Origin of the sequence: Actinacidiphila sp. bgisy167 (assembly GCF_965342175.1) — a bacterium.
Classification (GTDB): Bacteria; Actinomycetota; Actinomycetes; order Streptomycetales; family Streptomycetaceae; genus Actinacidiphila.
The window spans coordinates 121,120-141,029 of sequence record NZ_CBDRBL010000003.1; the positions used below are offsets into that span (position 1 = coordinate 121,120).

13 protein-coding genes are annotated in these 19,910 nt (G+C 72.9%); 7 read left to right on the forward strand and 6 right to left on the reverse strand.

Annotation, left to right across the window (positions count from 1 at the left end; translation table 11 throughout):
* Nucleotides 1–40: 40 nt before the first annotated feature.
* The 3 genes from ACRWND_RS02125 to ACRWND_RS02135 all read right to left on the reverse strand — a co-directional run bounded on the left by ACRWND_RS02125 (nucleotide 41) and on the right by ACRWND_RS02135 (nucleotide 6,327).
* Nucleotides 41–1,012 (reverse strand): ABC transporter permease, encoded by a 972-nt coding sequence (locus tag ACRWND_RS02125; RefSeq protein WP_431945205.1) that lies wholly within the window; start codon nucleotides 1,010–1,012, stop codon nucleotides 41–43.
* Nucleotides 1,013–1,373: 361 nt separating this feature from the next.
* On the reverse strand, nucleotides 1,374–4,652 hold the full coding sequence (locus ACRWND_RS02130) for a GH92 family glycosyl hydrolase (RefSeq protein ID WP_431945207.1): 3,279 nt from the start codon (nucleotides 4,650–4,652) through the stop codon (nucleotides 1,374–1,376).
* Nucleotides 4,653–5,595: 943 nt separating this feature from the next.
* Nucleotides 5,596–6,327: a hypothetical protein gene (locus ACRWND_RS02135; RefSeq protein ID WP_431945209.1), complete on the reverse strand. Its 732-nt coding sequence runs from the start codon at nucleotides 6,325–6,327 to the stop codon at nucleotides 5,596–5,598.
* A 1,005-nt stretch (nucleotides 6,328–7,332) separates the two neighbouring features.
* On the opposite strand from ACRWND_RS02135, the gene ACRWND_RS02140 reads away from it, so the two are divergent.
* The 3 genes from ACRWND_RS02140 (at nucleotide 7,333) to ACRWND_RS02150 (ending at nucleotide 10,099) form a co-directional block, all read left to right on the forward strand.
* A complete protein-coding gene (locus ACRWND_RS02140) occupies nucleotides 7,333–8,229 on the forward strand; it encodes a hypothetical protein (RefSeq protein ID WP_431945211.1) in 897 nt (298 codons plus the stop codon).
* A 226-nt stretch (nucleotides 8,230–8,455) separates the two neighbouring features.
* Nucleotides 8,456–9,607 carry a methyltransferase gene (locus ACRWND_RS02145; protein WP_431945213.1) on the forward strand — a complete coding sequence of 384 codons (1,152 nt, stop codon included), beginning with the start codon at nucleotides 8,456–8,458 and terminating at the stop codon, nucleotides 9,605–9,607.
* Between the two features lie 48 nt (nucleotides 9,608–9,655).
* A complete protein-coding gene (locus ACRWND_RS02150; protein ID WP_431945215.1) occupies nucleotides 9,656–10,099 on the forward strand; it encodes an archease in 444 nt (147 codons plus the stop codon).
* 30 nt (nucleotides 10,100–10,129) lie between these two features.
* On the opposite strand, the gene ACRWND_RS02155 is transcribed toward ACRWND_RS02150, so the two are convergent.
* Entirely contained in the window at nucleotides 10,130–11,542 is a 1,413-nt protein-coding gene (locus ACRWND_RS02155; RefSeq protein WP_431945217.1) for an RtcB family protein, read from the reverse strand.
* A 214-nt stretch (nucleotides 11,543–11,756) separates the two neighbouring features.
* On the opposite strand from ACRWND_RS02155, the gene ACRWND_RS02160 reads away from it, so the two are divergent.
* The 4 genes from ACRWND_RS02160 to ACRWND_RS02175 all read left to right on the forward strand — a co-directional run bounded on the left by ACRWND_RS02160 (nucleotide 11,757) and on the right by ACRWND_RS02175 (nucleotide 15,696).
* A complete protein-coding gene (locus ACRWND_RS02160) occupies nucleotides 11,757–12,113 on the forward strand; it encodes a PRC-barrel domain-containing protein (RefSeq protein ID WP_431945219.1) in 357 nt (118 codons plus the stop codon).
* A gap of 30 nt (nucleotides 12,114–12,143) precedes the next feature.
* A complete protein-coding gene (locus ACRWND_RS02165; RefSeq protein ID WP_431945221.1) occupies nucleotides 12,144–12,311 on the forward strand; it encodes a hypothetical protein in 168 nt (55 codons plus the stop codon).
* A 95-nt stretch (nucleotides 12,312–12,406) separates the two neighbouring features.
* Nucleotides 12,407–14,287 carry a transketolase gene (locus ACRWND_RS02170; RefSeq protein WP_431945223.1) on the forward strand — a complete coding sequence of 627 codons (1,881 nt, stop codon included), beginning with the start codon at nucleotides 12,407–12,409 and terminating at the stop codon, nucleotides 14,285–14,287.
* A 353-nt stretch (nucleotides 14,288–14,640) separates the two neighbouring features.
* The gene (locus ACRWND_RS02175; RefSeq protein ID WP_431945225.1) at nucleotides 14,641–15,696 is read left to right on the forward strand and encodes a hypothetical protein; all 1,056 of its coding nucleotides are present in this window, start codon (nucleotides 14,641–14,643) and stop codon (nucleotides 15,694–15,696) included.
* A gap of 91 nt (nucleotides 15,697–15,787) precedes the next feature.
* Here ACRWND_RS02175 and ACRWND_RS02180 read toward each other — a convergent pair whose 3' ends face one another.
* Nucleotides 15,788–18,643, reverse strand: a complete 2,856-nt coding sequence (locus tag ACRWND_RS02180) for an FAD-binding and (Fe-S)-binding domain-containing protein (protein ID WP_431945227.1) — start codon at nucleotides 18,641–18,643, stop codon at nucleotides 15,788–15,790.
* A gap of 41 nt (nucleotides 18,644–18,684) precedes the next feature.
* Entirely contained in the window at nucleotides 18,685–19,869 is a 1,185-nt protein-coding gene (locus ACRWND_RS02185) for an anhydro-N-acetylmuramic acid kinase (RefSeq protein ID WP_431945229.1), read from the reverse strand.
* Between the last annotated feature and the right edge of the window lie 41 nt (nucleotides 19,870–19,910).

The following is a 19,910-nucleotide window of genomic DNA, read 5'->3' on the forward strand; positions in this document are numbered from 1 at the left end:
CGTGCGTCGCGGTCGTTCACCTGGGTCGACATGGGCCTTCTCAGGTGCGGACCCGAGGGTCGAGCGCCGCGTAGACGAGGTCGGAGAGCAGTCCCGCGATCAGGACGATCACGGCGGTGAAGATCGCGACGGCGGCGACCGCGTTGACGTCGTTGCTGGTGATGGAGTTGACCAGCCACTCCCCCATCCCGTGCCAGCCATAGATCTCCTCGGTGAAGGTGGCGCCGGTGAACAGCAGCACGACGTTGTAGACGACCAGCGGCATCACCGGGATGACCGCGGTGCGCAGTCCGTGCCGCAGGACCGCCTGGCGCCGCCGCAGCCCCTTGGCCCGGGCTGTCCGCAGGAAGTCGCTGCCCAGGACGTCCAGCATGGTGCTGCGCTGGTAGCGGCTGAAGAACGGGATCTGGGTGAGGAGCAGGGTCAGGGTGGGCAGCACCAGGTGCTCGAGGTTGTTGAGGATGACGGAGGCGGCGCCGTGCACCTTCGGGTCGTACATCCCGATGTACTGCACCAGCGGACCGCTGCCGCTCGCCGTGTCCAGGGTCCGCAGGCCGACCGCGATCACCACGACCGGGGTGGCCAGCAGGACGTAGGAGAGGATCGTCGACACCCGGTCGGACGGCCGGTACTGCCGCAGCGCGTTCCACGCGCCCACCGCCACGCCGCCGACGGCTCCGAGGACGGTCGCGACGAAGAGCAGCTCGGTGCTCACCAGGACCCGGCGGCCCAGTTCGGTGTTCACCGAGGCGCCGTCGTAGGTCTTGCCGAAGTCGCCGTGCAGCACGATCCCGGTCAGCCAGCGCCAGTAACGGAGGTACACGGGAGTGTGCGGATCGAGGTTGTAGCCGCGCAGGATCGTGTAGATCGAGTGCAGCGGCGGCCGGGGGTTCTTCGACAGGTAGTTGATGTCGGGGTGGAGCGTGAGGGACGCGAGAAAGTACGTCGCGCTGGCCGCGATGAACACCAGGATCACGTAGTTGCCGAGGCGGCGCAGTAGGTAACGACCCAACGTGCTTTCTCCTTCGCGTGGCCCGCCCTATGAGCAGGGCCGTACCGGCTCCCGTGCGGGGTGCGACCGATTCGGCGGTGCCGTCGGGGAGGTCACCGCGGCGGAGCGGGGAATACCGATCGAGCCCTGGTGAAACGACTCGGGAATATCCTCGCGCCCGCCGCGTTCATAAGAGGCAATGCGAACACAAAGAATTCGCAATAGGCATGGGGGACGGAAATTCAGGGAAAAGGGTTCCGGGCCGCCGGGAATTGATCGTATGAGGTGCGCCACTTTATGCGCTGCTGACGCCGGGCGTCCTCGGGCAGCACGAAGGGCGGGCGCGGAGTCAGCTCCGCGCCCGCCCCGGGGGTGTGTGCGATCAGCTCACCGCGAGGGTGAAGACGTGCAGGTTCACGTTGTCGGGAAGCTTCACACGGGTGATGGTCCTGCCCTCCGGTGCGGCGAAGGGCTTGGTGGCGAAGACGTACGTCGCCACCGGGTCCTTGTCCTCTCCGACCTTGTTGCGGTAGTCGGTCCTGGCGACGACCTCGTTGCCGAACTGCACGGTGCTTCCGCCTCCGTACATCGTCCAGTCGGTGAAGGACAGGTCGACCGAGCCGGTGCTGCCGTCGTCGTAGGTGACGGTCGCCCTCGCCTGCTGGTCGCCGTTGACGGCGCTGCCGACGAACGACAGCCGCGAGGCGGGCGTGGGCAGGGCGATGGACTGGCCGGTCGCCGCGGCGTTGTCGGGACGGCCCGCCGCAGACTGCGGCCAGGTGAAGGCGAGGCCACCGGTGACACTGCCCTGCGCGCCCGGGGTGAGACCGGCCGACGCGAGGGCCTGGCGGGAGTAGCTCCAGCCACCGCCGTCGTAGTTCGCCTCGGCGTGGTCGCCGGAGTCGTCCGAGATCCCCCTGCTGTTGTACGCCGCGACGAGCGAGCCGGGGGCGGCCACCGTCAAGGACAGAGGCTGCTCATAGGACGTGTCCCCGAAGGCCACCGTCACCTTGGCGTCGTAGAAGCCCTGCCGGACGTCCTCGGCCGTGGACAGGGTGATCGACTGCTCGCCACCGGTGAACACGCCTTCGGCGGGGGACGCGGTGACGCCTTCGGGCGCCGTGACCTGGAAGCGCACCTGCGGCGCCGCGCCGCCGCTCAGGGCCAGGGCACGGATGCCGATCTCGGTGCTGCCGCCCGGCGCGATGGTCGCCGAGGTCGGGCCGACGCCGATCTGGTACGGCTGCTCGCCCTCCCGGAAGGAGGGAGGCGCGTCGGCAGCGTCCGCACCCCAGGCGGGGTCGGCAGCACGGGAGAGCTCGTAGTCGAGCTCGCCGCCGTTCTCGACGAAGGAGGCGGGCAGCCACGGGCGGTCGCTCGCACGGCCGTCGACCTTCAGCGATCGGATGTACGGCGCGTCGGCCGCCGCCCCCTCGGCGCGGATGGAGATGTCGTTCCCGGCGGGGCGGTCGATCTCGATTCGCGGGAACAGCGGTGAGGCGAGGACGAGTTCGGCGCGGGAGGGCACCTGCGGGTACATGCCGAGCGCCGAGAAGACGTACCAGGACGACATCGCGCCGAGGTCGTCGTTGCCGGGGATGCCGCCCGGCTTCGTGGACCACAGGACGCTCATCGCGGCCCGGACGGTCTCCTGCGTCTTGTAGGGCCGGCCGGCGTAGGCGTACAGGTAGGGCACGTTGATCGACGGCTCGTTGTCCATCGCCGACTTGGCGCCGCCGCTGCCGGTGAAGGCCCAGCTGCCGTCCGCGTTGTGGAAGAAGGAGTCCAGCCGGGCGAGGGCCTTGTCGCGTCCGCCCATCGCGGCGAACAGCCCGGCCGGGTTGTGCTGGACCATCCAGGTGTACTGGGCTGCGGTGCCCTCGACGAAGCCGTTGTCGGTGGCGGGCGTGAACCCGGTGACCCAGCTGCCTTCCGCCGCGCGGTCGGCGATGTAGCCGCCGCTGGGGTCGGCGGCGATGTTGAAGTTGTTCTGCCACCACTGCGAGCGCTTGGCGAAGTCGGCGGCGGTGCGCTTGTCACCAGCGGCCGTGGCGAGCTGGGAGAGGGCGAAGTCGGCGCCCGACATCTCCAGCGTCTCGGCGGCGCCGCCCCAGGCGTTGGAGACGGACGGCATGTAGTGCAGCTTCAGGTACTTGTCCAGGGACGGGCGCTGGCCGACGGAGAGGACCGGCTTGCCCGCCGGCGACAGGTCGCGTTCGGTCGGAACGGTCGCCGCCTTCACCAGGGAGTCCAGCGCGCCGCGCAGGTCGAAGTCCTTGCCGCCGAAGGCCCGGATCCCGGCGAGCGCGGCGGGCGACGGATCGCCGTTCATGACGTGCGTACCGGAGGCGCCGTGCAGCCAGCGGTCCCAGACGCCGCCGTTCTGCCGGGCGAGCTCGTACAGGGACTGGGCGATGTCCGAGCCCGTGCGCGGGTTCAGCAGGGTGACCAGCTGCACCTGCGAGCGGTAGACGTCCCACCCGGAGAAGGTCCCGTACTGGGCGTCGTGGCCGCGCCCGACGGTGTGGACCTCGCCGTCGCTGCCGCGGTACCTGCGGTCGGCGTCGCTGATGACATTGGGGTGGATCATCGCGTGGTAGAGGGCGGTGTAGAAGGTGGTGCGCTCGGCGTCCGTACCACCGCCCACCTTGATCGCCTTCAGCCGGTCGCGCCAGGCGCGGCGGGCCGCCTCCCGCACCGAGTCGAAGGACCGGTTCCCCGGGTTCTCCGCGGCGAGGTTGGCCTCGGCGCCGGCCTGGCTGACGTAGGAGATGCCGACCTTGACGTTCACCGGTCCGGTGCCCGGCGCGAACTCCACCCAGCCGCCGGCGCCCTTGCCGGCCACCGGGAACCCGCCGTCGGCGAAGCCGCCGGTGCCGCCGGAGGCACTGGTGGAACCGGGGGTGATCTTGTCGTCCTGCCAGGTGCCGGTCTCCTTGAAGGAGCGGTCGAAGCGGGCGGTGAAGTAGAGGGTGTAGTAGGGGCGCCGGCCCTCGGGGTCGATGTAGCCGCAGAAGTTCCCCGAGGTGACCGAACCGGAGACGGTGCGCGTCTTCGGGTCGATCCTCACCGTGGAATCGGTCGCGCCCACCTCGGAGTTGGCGGTGCGGATCAGCATCGAGGCGGGCTTGTCCGCCGGAAAGGTGAAGCGGCCGGAACCGGTGCGGGTGGTGGCCGTCAGGTCCGCCGTCACGCCGGAGGACAGGCCCACCTTGTAGTGCCCGGGCTCGGCGGTCTCGTCGGTGTGCTTGAAGTCCGCGGCGTACACCGCGTCCTTGGTGTCCGCGGCGGGCGACGAGGTGACCTCCCCGGCGAACGGGAGGAACGGGATGTCGCCGCTGCCGCCCGCACATCCGGTGCCCGACATGTGGGTGAGGCTGAAGCCCCGCACGCGGGGGGTGTCGTAGTGGTAGCCGCCGGGGGCCGTGGTGCGGGTGGCGTCTCCACGGGTGGTCTCGGGGCTCCAGGAGAGCATGCCGAACGGCACGACGGCACCGGGGAAGACGTTGCCGGCGTTCGCGGTGCCGATCAGGGGGTCCACGTAAGAGGTGGGGTCCTTCACGAGCTCGGGTGGCGACGCGGCGGGCGCCGCGAGGGCGGGAGTGGCGCCGCCGACCGCCAGGACGGCGGCAAGCAGCACGGACGTCGGACGCAAACGCATACGCGGGCCCTTCTCTCATGGACGGGTCGGGCACCACGGGTCACACAAGCCTCGGGGACCCTAACGCGCCCCACCGGTGCACCGGAAGACCCTGGCGGGCGCAGTTCAACTCCCTTGACAACGTTGCCGCTACGGCCGGTATAGTCACGGCCAGTTGCTGACTGACAACGTTGTCGTCGCACCACGGTTCCGCCACACAAGCCCCGCACGCTCGCACCGCCGCACCGCCGGCCGACGTCCGGACGTTCGCCGTCCCGGCACCGTCGTCGCCCGGAGTCGGCGCCGATGGCAGTCCCGCGTCAGCGACGGCGCGATGAACCAGGTGCGCGTCCCACGCCGGCCCAGCCGCAGCGGTGGCGGAACATCGCACCAGCGGCACGGCCTCACGTGACGGAGACCTGTTCCCGCCGCCCGAACGCTCGGCCTTCGACGCCCCGACGCCGACTCGCGCCTCCCGGCACGCCGCTGGACTTCCTCGCGCCTCCCGGCACGCCGCTGGACTTCTCCACTCTCCGGATGACCGCCCCCGGCACCCGCCTCCGACTGTACGGAGAAGTGACGGAGCCCGGGAGCATATCCAGCTGCCCGGGCTCCTGTGGTGCCACCCAATTGCGCACACCGGCGGCGTTTAAGAGCCGCGGATCATCGTGAGATCGACGCGTTCTACCTTTGAACTACCGCGCCGCGAAGAGGCGCAGAGGGGACTCGAACCCCCATCCGTCGATGATCGTCCGCACTCGGTCGATCCGGTGTTCGGCGGCGAATGCTGAAACTGGAGCGAGAGTCTGAGATTCAGGGGGCTGCCTCTACCGGTTGGGCCACCCCGGCGCGTGATGCCGGGGGAGGGATTCGAACCCCCACTGTCACCCCTGGTGAGCTTCAACGTCAGTGTCAGCTTGCGCTCTCGGCGCACCCCTCGCTCTCACGAGGGGCGTTGATGGGGCTACCCGAACAGGTAGCCGAAGACCGCCTCCCCCACCCGCTGGTCGGCGACGTCCGCGCTGTTGGCCTCCTCGCGGGCGAACTTGACGGCATGCTGCAGTTTCTCGACCCTGCCGAGCAGTTCGTTCACCCGCCGCGCCGGCAGCGCACCGGAGAACTTCACGGTCGTCCAGTACCCCACGGGGACGTCTTCGTAGTACACCTCGACCTGTGCCGGGTGCTTCTCGGTGGCCTCGGCCTTCACATGGTTGCGGGGCACCTTCTTGGTGCGGATCGTCCGCACCGGGTCGGTCTTCCAGCAGTCCGTCGACGGGTCCGGGTTCCACGACTCGGACGCGTCGAGGACCGGCAGCTTGCGTACGAACGTGTGCAGGTCGGTCAACTGCTTTTCTAGGAACAGCAGATAGGGGACAGGGACCTCGGCGAGCAGCACCCGCCCGTCCACCACCACGTCCGCCGCCGCCGTGCGGTTGGCCCAGTCCTTCGTCGCCGTCACGTCGAAGAGCCGCGTCAGCGTGCCTCCGACCGCGTGCAGGACGTCCTCGGCCTTCACCTGGACCCGGGTGGACTCGGGGGGCAGTTGCTCGCCCTCCTCGTCCTTGGGCTGGTACGTCCGCGAGATCCCGGCCAGCAGCGCGGGCTTCTGGACGTCGTGATGGGCCTGGGTCAGTTCCTGGAGGGACTTGGACTTGACGCCCTTTTCCACGGCGATGATCTGATTGAGCTTCGGCACATCGTCAAACTAGCAGTGCCGTGTGCGTACACACACCCGATTTCCCGACCGTCTCGATCGCCCGCGGGACGGTTTCGCAGCCTGTGCTCCGCGAACTGCCCCCAGAACAGCGTCTGTGTCGGAGGCGAGCCCGCAAGCCCTGCTGGAGCGCGGGGACGGCGTCGCGGCGACGAGCACGCTCGCCCGAGCGGCTGCTCGCGTCGACTGGGCGAGCCGTGCGAACTGCGGCTCCGCACGGGGCACCTGGGCGCCGTACCGTCCTGATGTCGATGTCGGCGCCGCCCGGTCGCGGACGGTGTCGCCGGGGAGGATCTCGCCGGACGGACGGGGTGGTGCACAACGCGGGCTGCGGATTCCTGGCCGCGGTGCGGTGGAGGAGACCACCGACCGCGACGCCCGGGGGCCGGACGGGTGGCCAGGGCAGGAGGCGACGGCCACGGGCCCCGGCCGCAGGGGGTGAACCGGCGTGGCCCGCAGGGTACGCGGCGGCATCGCCCTGCGGCCGGACCGGCGAGCGGGTGGCGGTTCGGCCGCATCGGCCACGGCACCGGCCCCGATGCGCCGGCACCTCGGCCCCTCCGCCGGTACGGACCGGCCACCCGTGCCCGGCCCGGATCCTCGACGGGATCGGCTGCGGCATACTTGCCGGATCGACGCCACCCGCCGGTTCGGGCAGGCGAGCGACGCGGTGAGGCATGCGCTGCGTCCGGAAAGCCCTTCCCGGTGTGGTTCGCCGGCGGACGGACCGCAGCGCGCCGAGCCTGCGGGTCCGGCGGCTGCGCACCGGCTGCTTCGGCGCGGGTGGGGTTCGTCCGGCGGTGCCGGCGGGGCGCGGGAGAGATCCGCCCGTCGCGACTCGCCGGCCGCGGTCGCGGCGGCGGCGCCCTGAGCGGTGACGTCACCCGCCGACGTCGATCACTCGTGCGGAACGGGTGTCCGACCGCTGATGTATCGTTCGCAGCAGTTGATCGTTGCACAATCTTTGCCTCCTGGGGGGAACTTCCCATGTACGTTCGTCGTTCTCTGGCGATCGCCGCTATGACCGGCACGCTCGCGCTCGGTCTCGCGGCCTGTGGTGACTCAACGACGGACGCGCCGAAGGCCGAGTCGACGCAGAGCTCCGTGCAGAACTCCGTCAAGCCGGCGGCCAAGGAGGTCGCCCCGGCCGACCGGATGCGGAACGCCGCCAAGGCGGTGGAGCAGCAGGCCTCCGCCAAGGTCTCCGTCGACTCCGTCGAGCCTGGCGAAGGCAACACCAAGGCCGAGGGCACCTTGAGCTGGAAGAAGGGTTCTGAGGGGGCCGAGCTGAGCATGGACGCCGGCTCCGACCCCGACCTGCGGGAGATGGCCGGCCCGGACGGCAAGGTGCACATGACGATGGCGAACGGCAGCGTGTACTTCCCGGTCGCGGGCGAGATGGTCGAGATGGCGGGCGGCAAGAAGTGGCTGAAGCTCGACGGCTCCGCCGCTGAGGACAACCCCGCCGACGACCTGCCGCACGGTCCCGCCGCGAGCCTTGCCGCCCTGTCCACCGCGACCGACCTCGCCAAGGTGGGCAAGGAGCAGGTGGCCGGTGCTGAGGCGACCCACTACGCCGGCACCGTGGACATCAAGAAGCTGGCCGCGGACTCGGCCGTCCTCAAGGTCATCAGCAAGGACGAGCGCGACGCCTACATCAAGGAACTGCACACCACCGGACTCAAGGCCACCGTCAAGATCGAGGTGTGGATCGGCGCCGACGACCTCGCCGTCAAGACCATGGAGTCCGGCTCCACCGCCAAGGGCACGTCCAAGGTGACGATCGTGTACTCCGGCTACACCCGGACGGCCACCGTCGAGGCGCCCGCGGCCAAGGACGTGACCACGCTCGCCGAGATGATGCAGAACGCCGCCCAGGGCTGATCCTCTCGGCGTGCCGGTGGGTTCGCGTCGCCGCGCGTTCCCACCGGCACGCCGGCGCCGTGGCGGACCGGGTGCCGCGCAGCAGCGAGCGCTGCCAGCACGGCATCGCCCGGCCCGCCGTGGAGCACGGCGGCGGCGGCCACCGGCGGGAAGCCGTACGCCGGGCCGTGAGCGAGCGGGGGCCTGGCACCGGAGGCGGTGCCGCAGCCCGTACCCTGAGGGGGCGATGAACCTCTTCAGCACGCCGTGGGGCGCACTCGAACTGACCCGATTCCCCGCGGATCCGCGGGAGACACTGCGCGCATGGGACGCCGCGGACGACTACCTGCTGCGGCACCTCTTCGAGAGCGGGACGGACCTGACGGGTGCGACCGTCGTCCTGGGCGACCGCTGGGGGGCGCTGGCCACGGCACTGGCCGTGCACCGTCCCACCCAGATCACCGACTCCCACCTCGGGCAGCAGGCGACCCGGGCGAACCTGCGGCGCAACGCGCCGGACGCCGAGGTGCGCCTGCTGACCACGCGCGACGAGCCGCCCGCCCGCATCGACGTGCTGCTGGTCCGGGTGCCCAAGAGCCTCGCGCTGCTGGAGGACCAACTGCACCGGCTGGCGGCCTCGCTCCACCCCGGCACGGTCGTCGTGGGAACCGGCATGGTCACCGAGATCCACACGTCCACGCTGCGGCTGTTCGAGCGGATCATCGGGCCGACCCGGACCTCGCCGGCGGTGCGCAAGGCGCGGCTGATCTTCAGCACGCCCGATCCCGCGCTGTCTCCCGGCGCGAACCCGTGGCCGCTGCGGTACGCGCTGCCGGAGGGCATCGGCCCGCTGTCCGGTCGCACCGTCACCAATCACGCGGGGGTGTTCTGCGCCGACCACCTCGACATCGGCACCCGTTTCCTGCTCGAGCACCTGCCGGACCGCAAGGGCCCTGACCGCGTGGTCGACCTGGGCTGCGGCAACGGTGTGGTCGGCACCGCGGTGGCGCTGGCGAACCCCGACAGCGACGTGCTGTTCGTCGACGAGTCGCACCAGGCGGTCGCCTCCGCCGAGGAGACCTTCCGCGACAACGCCGGCCCCGCCGGCCGGGCCCGTTTCCTCGTCGGGGACGCGGCCGACGCGGTGGCCGCCGTCGGGCCCGAAGGCGCCGATCTCGTCCTCAACAACCCGCCGTTCCACTCCCACCAGGCCGTCACCGCCGCGACCGCCCAGCGCATGTTCGTCACCGCCCGGTCCGCGCTGCGGACCGGTGGCGAGCTGCTGGTGATCGGCAACCGGCACCTCGGCTACCACGTGCGCCTGCGGCGGCTGTTCGGCAACTGCGAGGTCGTCGCGTCGAATCCGAAGTTCGTCGTCCTGCGGGCCGTACGGCGCTGAGGCGGGCCCCGCAGCCTTGATGCGGCGTGGAGCGGGCAGGCGTTCCCCATGGCGGACGAGGCGTACGGCGGCGGAACGGTCACGGGCGGGCACCGTGGGGTGCCGCACACCGCCGACGTGCGGATCGAGGCATGGGGGGCGACCAGGGAGCAGTGCCTGGTCGAGGCGGTGCTGGGGCTGGTCGAGTGCTTCGCGGACGTCGCAGGGGTGCGGCCGGCGTACGTGCGGCGGATCGCGCTGGCGGAGGGCGCCGACGACGATCTGCTGGCCGACATCCTCGACGAGGTGATCTTCCGGCTCGAGGTGCACGGGGAGGTGCCCGTCGACCTCGAGGCCGAGGCGGACGACGGCGGCCTGGACGTACGGATGGCCGTGGCCGACGTCGCATCGGTCGAGGTCGTCGGCGCGGTGCCGAAGGCGGTCTCGCTGGGCGACCTCCACCTGGCGCCCGGCCCCTACGGGTGGACCTGCGCGGCGACGGTCGACGTCTGACGGCGACTTCCAGGAGCGGCCGCGCAGCGGTCAGCCCTTCACCACACCGAGCGGCACCAGCCGGACGACCCTGCGGCACAGCCCCGCGCCCTCGCTCGCCTCCACCACCGCCGAGACGTCCTTGTAGGCCTCCGGAGCCTCCTCGGCGAGGCCGCGCCAGGACGAGGCGCGCACCGCGATGCCGCGGGCCTCCAGCCGCTCCCGCAGCTCCCTGCCGCTGACGCCGCGCGCGGCCTGGTGCCGGCTCTTCTCCCGGCCGGCGCCGTGGCAGGTCGAGTGGAAGGCGTCGCCCCGGGGGACGCCGGTGAGGACGTACGAACAGGTGCCCATGGTGCCCGGGATGAGGACGGGCTGGCCGGCGCCGCGAAGGTCGGCGGGGAGGTCCGGATGGCCGGGCGGCAGCGCCCGGGTGGCTCCCTTGCGGTGCACGCACAGCGTGCGGGGCGCCCCGTCCACCTCGTGCTCCTCGATCTTCGCCAGGTTGTGGGACACGTCGTAGACGAGCGTGAGGCGGGCACCCGCCTCGCGGCGGAAGACACGGCGGGACAGCTGGCCCAGCAGCTGGCGGTTGGTCCGGGCGTAGTTGGCCGCGGCGGCCATCGCGCCGAGGTAGGCGCGCCCCTCGGGCGAGTCGACGGGGACGCAGGCGAGCTGCCGGTCGGGGACCTGGACGCCGTACCGCCGCATCGCGCGGTCCATCGTCCGGACGTGGTCGGAGCAGATCTGGTGCCCCAGCCCCCGGGAACCGCAGTGGATCATCACGCAGACCTGGCCGAGGGCGAGGCCGAAGGCGGCGGCGACCGGTGCGTCGTAGACCTCGGCGACCTCCTGCACCTCGAGGAAGTGGTTGCCCGAGCCGAGGCTGCCGACCTGGCCGAGGCCGCGTTCGCGAGCGCGTGCGCTCACCTGGCCGGCGTCCGCGTCGGCCACGGTGCCGTGGTCCTCGCAGCGCCGCAGGTCGCCGTCCTCGCCGTGCCCCTCCTCCACGGCGTATCGGGAGCCGCCCTCCAGCACGCGTTCGAGCAGTCGGTCGCTGCCCAGGCGCCAGACGGCTCCGGTCACCGCGCCGCGGGGGGTGTCCCGGCCCAGCGCGTCCATGACGGCCGGCAGCGCGGGCCCGAGTGCCGCGCGGTCGCAGTCGGCGGCCAGCAGCCGTACGCCGCAGGAGATGTCGAAGCCCACCCCGCCGGGAGAGACCACCCCGCCGCCGGCGGTGTCGGTCGCGGCCACGCCTCCGATGGGGAAGCCGTAGCCCCAGTGCACGTCCGGCATGGCGTACGAGGCGCCGACGATGCCCGGCAGCGCCGCCACGTTGACGACCTGCTCCAGGGCCTTGCCGGCATGGCCGATCAGGTCGCGGGAGGCGAAGACGACGCCTGGCACGCGCATCGGCGGCCGGCGGTCGATGCGGAACCGGTGGGGGTGCTCTTCGACGACGTCCATCTCGGCCTCCAGGGGCCCCGTCGGCAGGCGACCGCGCCTCTAAGGTGTCACGTTGCCGGGGCGAAGGCCGGCAAACGGGCCCGTGCGCATCCCGGTTCCGACGTAGCATGAGAGAACAGGCAGGAACGCATTCACCTGCGACGGCTGGGCCGGCGCGATCCCGGAGCAGCGCCGGGGCGCGGCGCGGTCCGGCGCTCCACCCGAGGAGCAGCGCATGATCCATTCAGCCGACATCCGCGAGTGGCGCGACCGCGACGTCATCGATCGCAAGGGGCACAAGATCGGCGCACTGGAGGCGGTCTACGTCGACACCGCCACCGACGAGCCTGCCATGGCGACGGTGCGCACGGGGTTGCCCACGCACCGGCGACTGGTCTTCGTCCCCCTCGACGACGCCGTCGTGGGGCCCGGGTACGTCCAGGTCGCCCAGTCCAGAGGGCTGGTGAGGAAGGCGCCGTCCATCGGGATGGACGACGTCCTGCCGGTCGAACAGGAAGGGGAGATCTTCCAGTACTACGACATGGCCTACCACCCGGGCGCCGGCGGCGAACGAAAGCTCGCCCGGCGCTGAGGCCCGCGTCGCGAGGAGGTGTGCACTGCCATGGCGATCTTCCTGTTCCTGCTCCTGGTGGCCGTGGTCCTGGGCCTGATCGGTGTGGTCGCCGAGGGCCTGCTCTACCTGCTGGTGATCGGCATCGTCGTCTTCCTGCTCGCCCTGGTCTACCTCGGGGTGCGGTGGCGGTCGAAGCACAGCGGCCCCCTGCGCTGAACCGGCGCGGCCGCCCTTGCGGGGCGAATGCCACTCGAACCGGTGGGTAGCAGACGCCAGGTACGCGCAGTCCTCCGTCGAAGAGGGAATCCGCCATGACGGACCAGAAAGCCGCCGCCCGCCCGGTCGGGCCCGACAGCGACCTGGAACAGGTCTTCGAACTCGCCCAGCAGCTCCGGGTGGACTCCGTGCGGGCCAGTACCGCGGCCGGCTCGGGCCACCCCACCTCCAGTCTGTCCGCCGCCGACCTGATGGCGGTGCTGATGGCACGTCACCTGCGGTACGACTGGCACCAGCCGGAGAACCCGGCCAACGACCACCTCATCTTCTCCAAGGGACACGCCTCTCCCCTGCTGTACGCCATGTTCCGCGCCGCGGGCGCCGTCGACGAGCACGAGCTCATGACGACCTACCGCACCTTCGGAGCCCGCCTCCAGGGCCACCCCACCCCCGTCCTTCCCTGGGTGGACGTGGCCACCGGATCACTGGGCCAGGGCATCGCCTACGGCGTGGGCATCGCCACGGCGGGACGCGACCTGGAGCACGAGCCGTACCGGGTGTGGGTGCTGTGCGGCGACAGCGAGATGGCCGAGGGCTCGGTCTGGGAGGCCCTCGACAAGGCCGGTCAGCGGCGACTGCCCAACTTCGTCGCGATCGTCGACGTCAACCGGCTCGGCCAGCGCGGCCCCACCGAACTGGAGTGGGACACCGAGGCGTACGCCCGCCGCGTCGAGGCCTTCGGCTGCCGCGCCCTGATCGTGGACGGGCACGACCTGCAGGCCGTCGACCGGGCGCTGACCACCGCCGCCGACGGGCAGGCGCCCACGGTCGTCGTGGCCAGGACCGTCAAGGGCCAGGGCGTCCCGGAGGTCGCCGACCACGAGGGCTGGCACGGCAAGCCGCTGCCGCCGGACCTCGCCGAACGCGCCGTCGAGGAACTCGGCGGGCTGCGCCACCTGACCGTCCGCGGCCCGCGGCCGCCCGAGGCCGCGCCGCGTCCCCCCAGGGCCGCCGCGACGGCGGTGGACCTGCCGCACTTCCGGCGCGGGGAGGCGGTCGCCACCAGGGTCGCCTTCGGCAAGGCGCTCGTAGCCGTCGGCGCGCGCCCCGACGTCGTGGTCCTCGACGCCGAGGTCGGCAACTCCACGCACGCGGAGGACTTCGGCAAGGCGTACCCCGACAGGTACTTCGAGACCTACATCGCCGAGCAGCAGATGATCGCCTCGGCCGTGGGCATGGCCGTGCGCGGCTACCGCCCGTACGCCGCGACGTTCGCGGCCTTCCTCACCCGGGCCCACGACTTCATCCGCATGGCCGCCGTCTCCCAGATCTCCATGGCCCTGTCGGGCAGCCACTGCGGCGTGGAGATCGGCGCGGACGGGCCGTCGCAGATGGGCGTGGAGGATCTGGCGATGATGCGCGCGGTCCACGGCTCCACGGTGCTGTACCCGAGCGACGCCACCTCCGCCGCCGCGCTGACGGCCGCCCAGGCCGACCTCGCGGGCATCTCCTACCTGCGCACCACGCGCGGCGCCTATCCCGTCCTGTACGCGCCCGACGAGCCCTTCCCCGTCGGCGGGTCCAAGACCCTGCGGGAGTCCGGGGACGACAGGGTCACGCTCGTCGGGGCCGGGGTCACGCTGCACGAGTGCCTGGCAGCGGCCGACGCGCTGGCGGGCGAGGGCATTTCGGCTCGGGTGATCGACGCGTACTCGGTCAAGCCCGTGGACGCCGACACCCTCGCGCGCGCCGCCCGCGACACCGGTGCCCTCGTCGTCGCCGAGGACCACCATCCCGAGGGCGGCCTGGGCGAGGCCGTCCTGTCCGCCCTCGCCGCGCGGCGGGCGGGCCCGGCCTTCGTGCACCTGGCCGTCCGCGACCTGCCGGGATCGGGCACCGCCGAGGAACTCCTGGACGCCGCCGGGATCTCCCGCACGCAGATCGCCGAGGCCGCGCGCCGGCTGGCCGCCGGCTGACCGAGGGGCACGACCTAGCGCCTGGCGGCGGGCCGGTGTGCCCGCGGGCCCTGGGAGACGCGGGGGCCCCCGGGCGCGGCGGACGCCACTCGGCTCCCAGGGCCCCCCGCGCCGGACTCCCGCGCCCCGCGGCCCGTCACCGGGACGGGCTAACCGGGCCGCCCGCCGGGCGCCCCCCGGCTCCCCTCCGGAGAGCGGCGCGGGGACGCCGACGCACGTCCGGAGCCGCGTGCGCTCGCCGGGCGATCTTCGTCAGGTTCGCCCAGGCTGGTGCCGGTGCCCGCCCATCCGGCGGCGCCGCCGCACGCCAGGACGGCCTTCCCGGCCGCCACGAACCCCACGAGGGAGCAGGCATGACCTTGACGACGGACGCGCTCATACCCGCGCTCGAGGATGTGCGGGAGGCACACGCCGCGGTGGTCGACCGGTTCCGGGCCGACATGGCCGAAGCCCCGGTCGGTCCCCACCGGCAGACCCTGGAACGTCATGCCGCCCAGACCCAGCAGCACATCGCCCGCATCGACGCGTACCTCCGTGGCATGCGGCCGCGTCACCTGCTCCGGGACACCGGCGACATGGTCCTGACCGCCTCGGCCGGCGCGTTCCGCACGGCGATGGCGCCCCTGCACATGGGTGCCCGCATGGTCCGCGACGTCCTGCCGGGTATGACGCGCGCCGACGAGCACCGGCTGCTGAAGAACGCGGAGGACGAGTACGCCGCCACCGCGCGGGCCCTGGCCGCCTGCCGCGCGGGCGAGAGCATCGCCACGCTCGCCCAGGACGACCGCGCCTCCGCGCTGCTGAGCACGCTGCGCCGGCAGGACGAGCAGCTGCTGCGCGAGCTGGAGTCCGGCGTGGAGGAACAGGCGCTGGCCGTGGCCACCACGGCGGCCGGAAACGGTCACCGCTCCCTCGGGGCGGTCGGCATCGCCGACGCCGCGGTCCGCACGGTGCGCACCACCGCCCAGCGGCTGCAGACCGTCTGGGCGGGCGGCGGGGAGCCGGCGCACCGCCCCGCCGGCGGCGACGCCGCTCGCCCGGCCGCGAGGGCCCCGCGGGCCCACGCCCCCATGGACCGGAACGTGGACCTGCCTCTCGCGGACTACGACCGGCTCCCCGTGGCCGAGATCATCCAGCGGCTGCGCCTGTTCTCGCAGGCGGACCTCTCCCTGATCGAGGACTACGAGCGCGAGCACGGCGACCGGGTCGGCATCCTGAACGCCATCGAGAACCTGCGCGGCAACCAGCCCTGGCCCGGCTACGACACCATGAGCCCGGATCAGATCACCGGGCGACTGCGCGGTGCCGAGCCGCTGGTGGCCCGCCAGGTCATGGACTACGAGCGGCAGCACCGCCGCCGCCCCGACGTCATCAGCGCCGCCAAGCAGCGCACCCGCGCTGCCGTCTGAGCCGCCCCTTCACGAGGTCCCCGCCGTGCCGCCACGGCGGGGACCTCGTGCGTGAAGGCGGCGCCGCTCGCCCCATGAGCCCTTCGGCCCCTCAGGCGGTCGCCTCGTCCAGCAGTTCCAGGACGTGCCGGTAGGGGCGGCCGGTGGCACGGCTCATGCCCATCTCGCAGGTGCGGTTGCACGAGGCGTACGCGTCGAACGCGCCGGCGGTGATCTCCGCCGCCTGGGCGGCCGTCGCGGACCGCGTGACTTCCGGGTGGAGCATGCCGCGGTCCCCGGCGAAGGCGCAGCAGCCCCAGTTGTCGGGGACGGTGACCTCGTCGCTGACCGCGGCAGCGACCTGGCGCAGGGCCCCGTCGATGCCCAGGTGGACGGTGGAGCAGGTGGGATGCAGGGCCATGCTGCCCACGCGGCGCGGCGCGGGCAGCGCCGGGAGCAGGTGCTCGGCGGCGAAGGCGACGCTGTCGACGAAGCGCAGGGCCGAGTAGCGGGCGCGCTCGGACTCCGGGAGGGTGTCGGCCAGTTGCTCGAGGCCGTGGGTGCAGGAGGAGGCGTCGCAAACCACCGGCAGCCGCCCGCCGTCGCTGGCCTCCCACAGGGCTTCCAGGGTCCGGCCGGCCATGCTGCGGTGCCCGTCGGTGTAGCCCTTGGACTGCCACGGGGTGCCGCAGCACAAGCCGGTCAGCCCCTCCGGGACGGTGACCTGGACGCCGGCGCGTTCGCACAGCCGCAGGAAGGCGGCCGCCGCTCCGCCGGAGTCCCCTTCGGGGGCGAAGACGCTGCCGATGCAGGCGGCGAAGAACACCGCTCGCGCCCCTTCGGGGTGCCTCGGGGCCGGGCGGGCCGGGCCGCCGCGCGGGATGTCAGAGGACCACGCGGGCACCAGTTCCGTCGCCCCGAGCTTGCGGACGGCGCCGGCGGCGGCGCGGGTGACCGGGGTGGGCAGGGCGTGAGCGGTGTTGAGGGCGGCACGCACTCCGGTGACCGCGCTCCCCCAGTGCCGGGCGGTGGCGTCGCCGAGGCGCTGGGCGGTGGGGCTGTGGCGCTGCGCGCGCAGGCGCTTCATGACCGCGCCGGTGTCGATGGTGACGGGGCAGGCGGTGACGCAGAGGCTGTCGGCCGCGCAGCTGTCGACGGCCGCGTACGCGTAGTCCGCCTCCAGGGCGCGGCGGCGTTCCTCGTCGCCGGCCGCGGTCGCCAGGGCGATCTCCCGCTGGAGGGCGATGCGCTGCCGGGGTGTGGTGGTGACGTCGGCCGTGGGGCAGACCGGTTCGCAGTAGCCGCACTCCACACACGCGTCGACGGCCGGGTCGACCGGGGGCACGCTCTTGAGGTCGCGCAGGTGCGCGGCCGGGTCGTCGGTGAGCAGGACGCCGGGGCTCAGGACGTCGTGGGGGTCGCAGAGCCGCTTCAGCTCGCGCATGACGTCGTACAGCTCGTCGCCGTACTGGCGTTGGACGAAGGGGGCCATGGCGCGGCCGGTGCCGTGCTCGGCCTTGAGGGTGCCCCCGGCGTCCAGGACGAGGTCGACCATCGCGTCGGTGAAGCGGGCGTAGCGCTCGGTCTCGGCGCGGGTGTCGAAGTCCTGCGTGAGCATGAAGTGCAGGTTGCCGTCGCGGGCGTGGCCGAAGATGACCGCGTCCTGGTAGCCGTACCGGTCGAACAGGCCGATCAGTCCCTCGCAGGTGCCGGTCAGCCGCTCCATGGGCACCGCGATGTCCTCCAGCAGCGCGGTCGTCCCGGCGGGCCGGGCCCCGGCGACGGCCGTGTACAGGCCCTTGCGCAGGTGCCAGAGGCGTCCACGCACGGCCGCGTCGCGGGTGAGCGCGGAGCCGGTGACGGCGGGCAGCCGGTCCAGGACGGGCTGGGCGGCCGCCACGGTGGCGTCGAGCGCTTCGGCGCTGTCCTCGGCGAACTCGACCAGCAGGGCGGCATGGCGTTCGACCCGCAGCCCGCGCAGTTCCTCGACGGGGTCGGCGGCCTGCTGGGCGACGCGCAGGGAGGCGGCGTCGAGCAGTTCGGCGGTGCGGGCGCCGGCGGCCAGCAGCGCGGGCAGTGCGTCGGTCGCCTCGGCGAGGCCCGGCAGGATCAGCAGGCCGGTGGCGGTGTACGGCAGCAGGGGAACGGTGCGGAAGACGGCCTCGCCGACGAAGCCGAGGGTGCCCTCGCTGCCGATCATCAGGTGGGCGAGGATGTCGGCGGGGTCGGTGTGGTCGAGGAACGAGTTGAGCCCGTAGCCCATGGTGTTCTTCATCGCGAACAGCCGCTCGATGGTGGCGCGTGAGGCGGCCGAGCCGCGGACCCGGTCGCGCAGCCTGAGCAGTCCGGCGTGGAGGTCGGGCTCGTGGGCGCGCAGCGCGGCGTCCGCGTCGCGGGCGGCGGTGTCGACGACGGTGCCCGACGGCAGCACGAACTGCAGCGACTCCATCGTGCGGTAGGCGTTGTCCTGGGTGCCGCAGTTCATGCCGCTGGAGTTGTTGGCGACGAGCCCGCCGATGGTGCAGGCGCTCTCGCTGGCCGGGTCGGGGCCGAGGCGGCGGCCGTAACGGGCGAGGCGCGCGTTGGCCTGGCGCACCGTGACTCCCGGCTGAAGCCGGATGCGCCGGCCCTCGTCGAGGACCTCGGCGGAGCGCCAGTGCGTGCGCACGTCCACCAGCACGCCGTCGCCGCCGGCCTGCCCCGCCAGGCTGGTGCCGCCGGAGCGCAGCGTCAGCGGCACCCCGGCCCGGCGCGCCCCGGCCATGAGCGCGCCGACCTCTTCGGCGGAGGCGGCGCGCACGACGGCCCGCGGCGTGAAGAGGTACGGCGAGGCGTCGTGGGCGGCCGCGACCCTGCGGGGCACGTCGGTGGAGACCCGCGAGGGGTCGGTGACGCAGTCGGCGAGCCACGCGGCCGGGCCGGGGCCGGCGGTGCGGGAGGTGGTGGCGCGGGTGGCGGGGGTGCTCATGGTTCCTCGGATGCGACGGTACGGCGGGGCGCTTGCGGCGGTCAGTGAGCGGGGGCGGGGTCGGTGATCCGCAGCAGGCGGGGCGGCCGTGCGGCGGGTTCGGGCAGGCGCAGCGGGGCCGCTCCGGGGGTGATGCTGCCCAACAGCGTGGCGTGGCGGGCGCCGGTGCCCGAGGTGAGGGCGCCGGGCAGGCCGTTGACGGTGAGGAAGCCGAGCACGGCGAAGGCGAGCGCTTCCTTGGCGTCGGAGGGCAGGCCCAGGGCGTCGCTGGGGCGCATCTCCACGCCGGGCATCTCCTCGCCGAGCATGCGCATCAGCACGGGGTTGCGGGCGCCGCCGCCGGAGACGATCAGGCTGGTGACGCCGTGCGCCCGGCAGGCGTCGGCGACGGTGACGGCGGTGAGCCGGGTCAGGGTGGCGAGGACGTCGTCGGTGCCCGGCGTCGGCACGGCGGCCAGGGCCCGCAGCAGGTAGGGCAGGTGGAAGAGCTCCTTGCCGGTGCTCTTCGGTGCGGGCCTGCGGTAGTAGGGGTCGTCGAGGAGGACCTTCAGCAGGTCGGGGCTGGTGCGTCCGGCGGCGGCCCGGCGGCCGTCCTCGTCGTAGGCGGCGGCGCCGTCGGTGAAGTGGCGCACGGCCGCGTCCAGCAGGGCGTTGGCGGGGCCGGTGTCGAAGGCCAGGGGCTCGGCGCCGGGGGCGACGACGGTGATGTTGGCGATGCCGCCGAGGTTGAGCGCGGCGGGTACTCCGGGCAGTCCGCGCAGCAGGAGGGTGTCGGTCATCCCCACCAGCGGGGCGCCCTGGCCGCCGGCGGCGACGTCCCGGCTGCGCAGGTCGGAGACCACGGGCAGCCCGGTGGCCTCGGCGATCCAAGCCGGCTGCCCCAGTTGCAGGGTGCCGCGGACGACGCCTTCCTCGACCCAGTGGTGCATCGTCTGGCCGTGGGACACCACCAGGTCGGCGGCGCCTCCGCACAGCTCGTCGAGCGCGCGGGCGGCGGCCCGCGCGAAGGACTGGCCGATGCCGGTGTCCAGGGCGCACACGGCCTCGGTGGTGGTCGGCGCGGGCGGCAGCGTCGCGCCGATGAGCGCCCGCAGGTCGTCGGCGTACGGCACGGACAGATGGCCGAGCGGCCGCATGAGCAAGGTGTCGCCGTCCAGCGTGAGGTCGGCGGCAGCCGCCTCGATGGCGTCGTACGAGGTGCCCGACATCAGGCCGATCACGCGCATGGGTTCTCCCAGCTGTTGTGTCCGAGGCGGTCGTGTGGTGC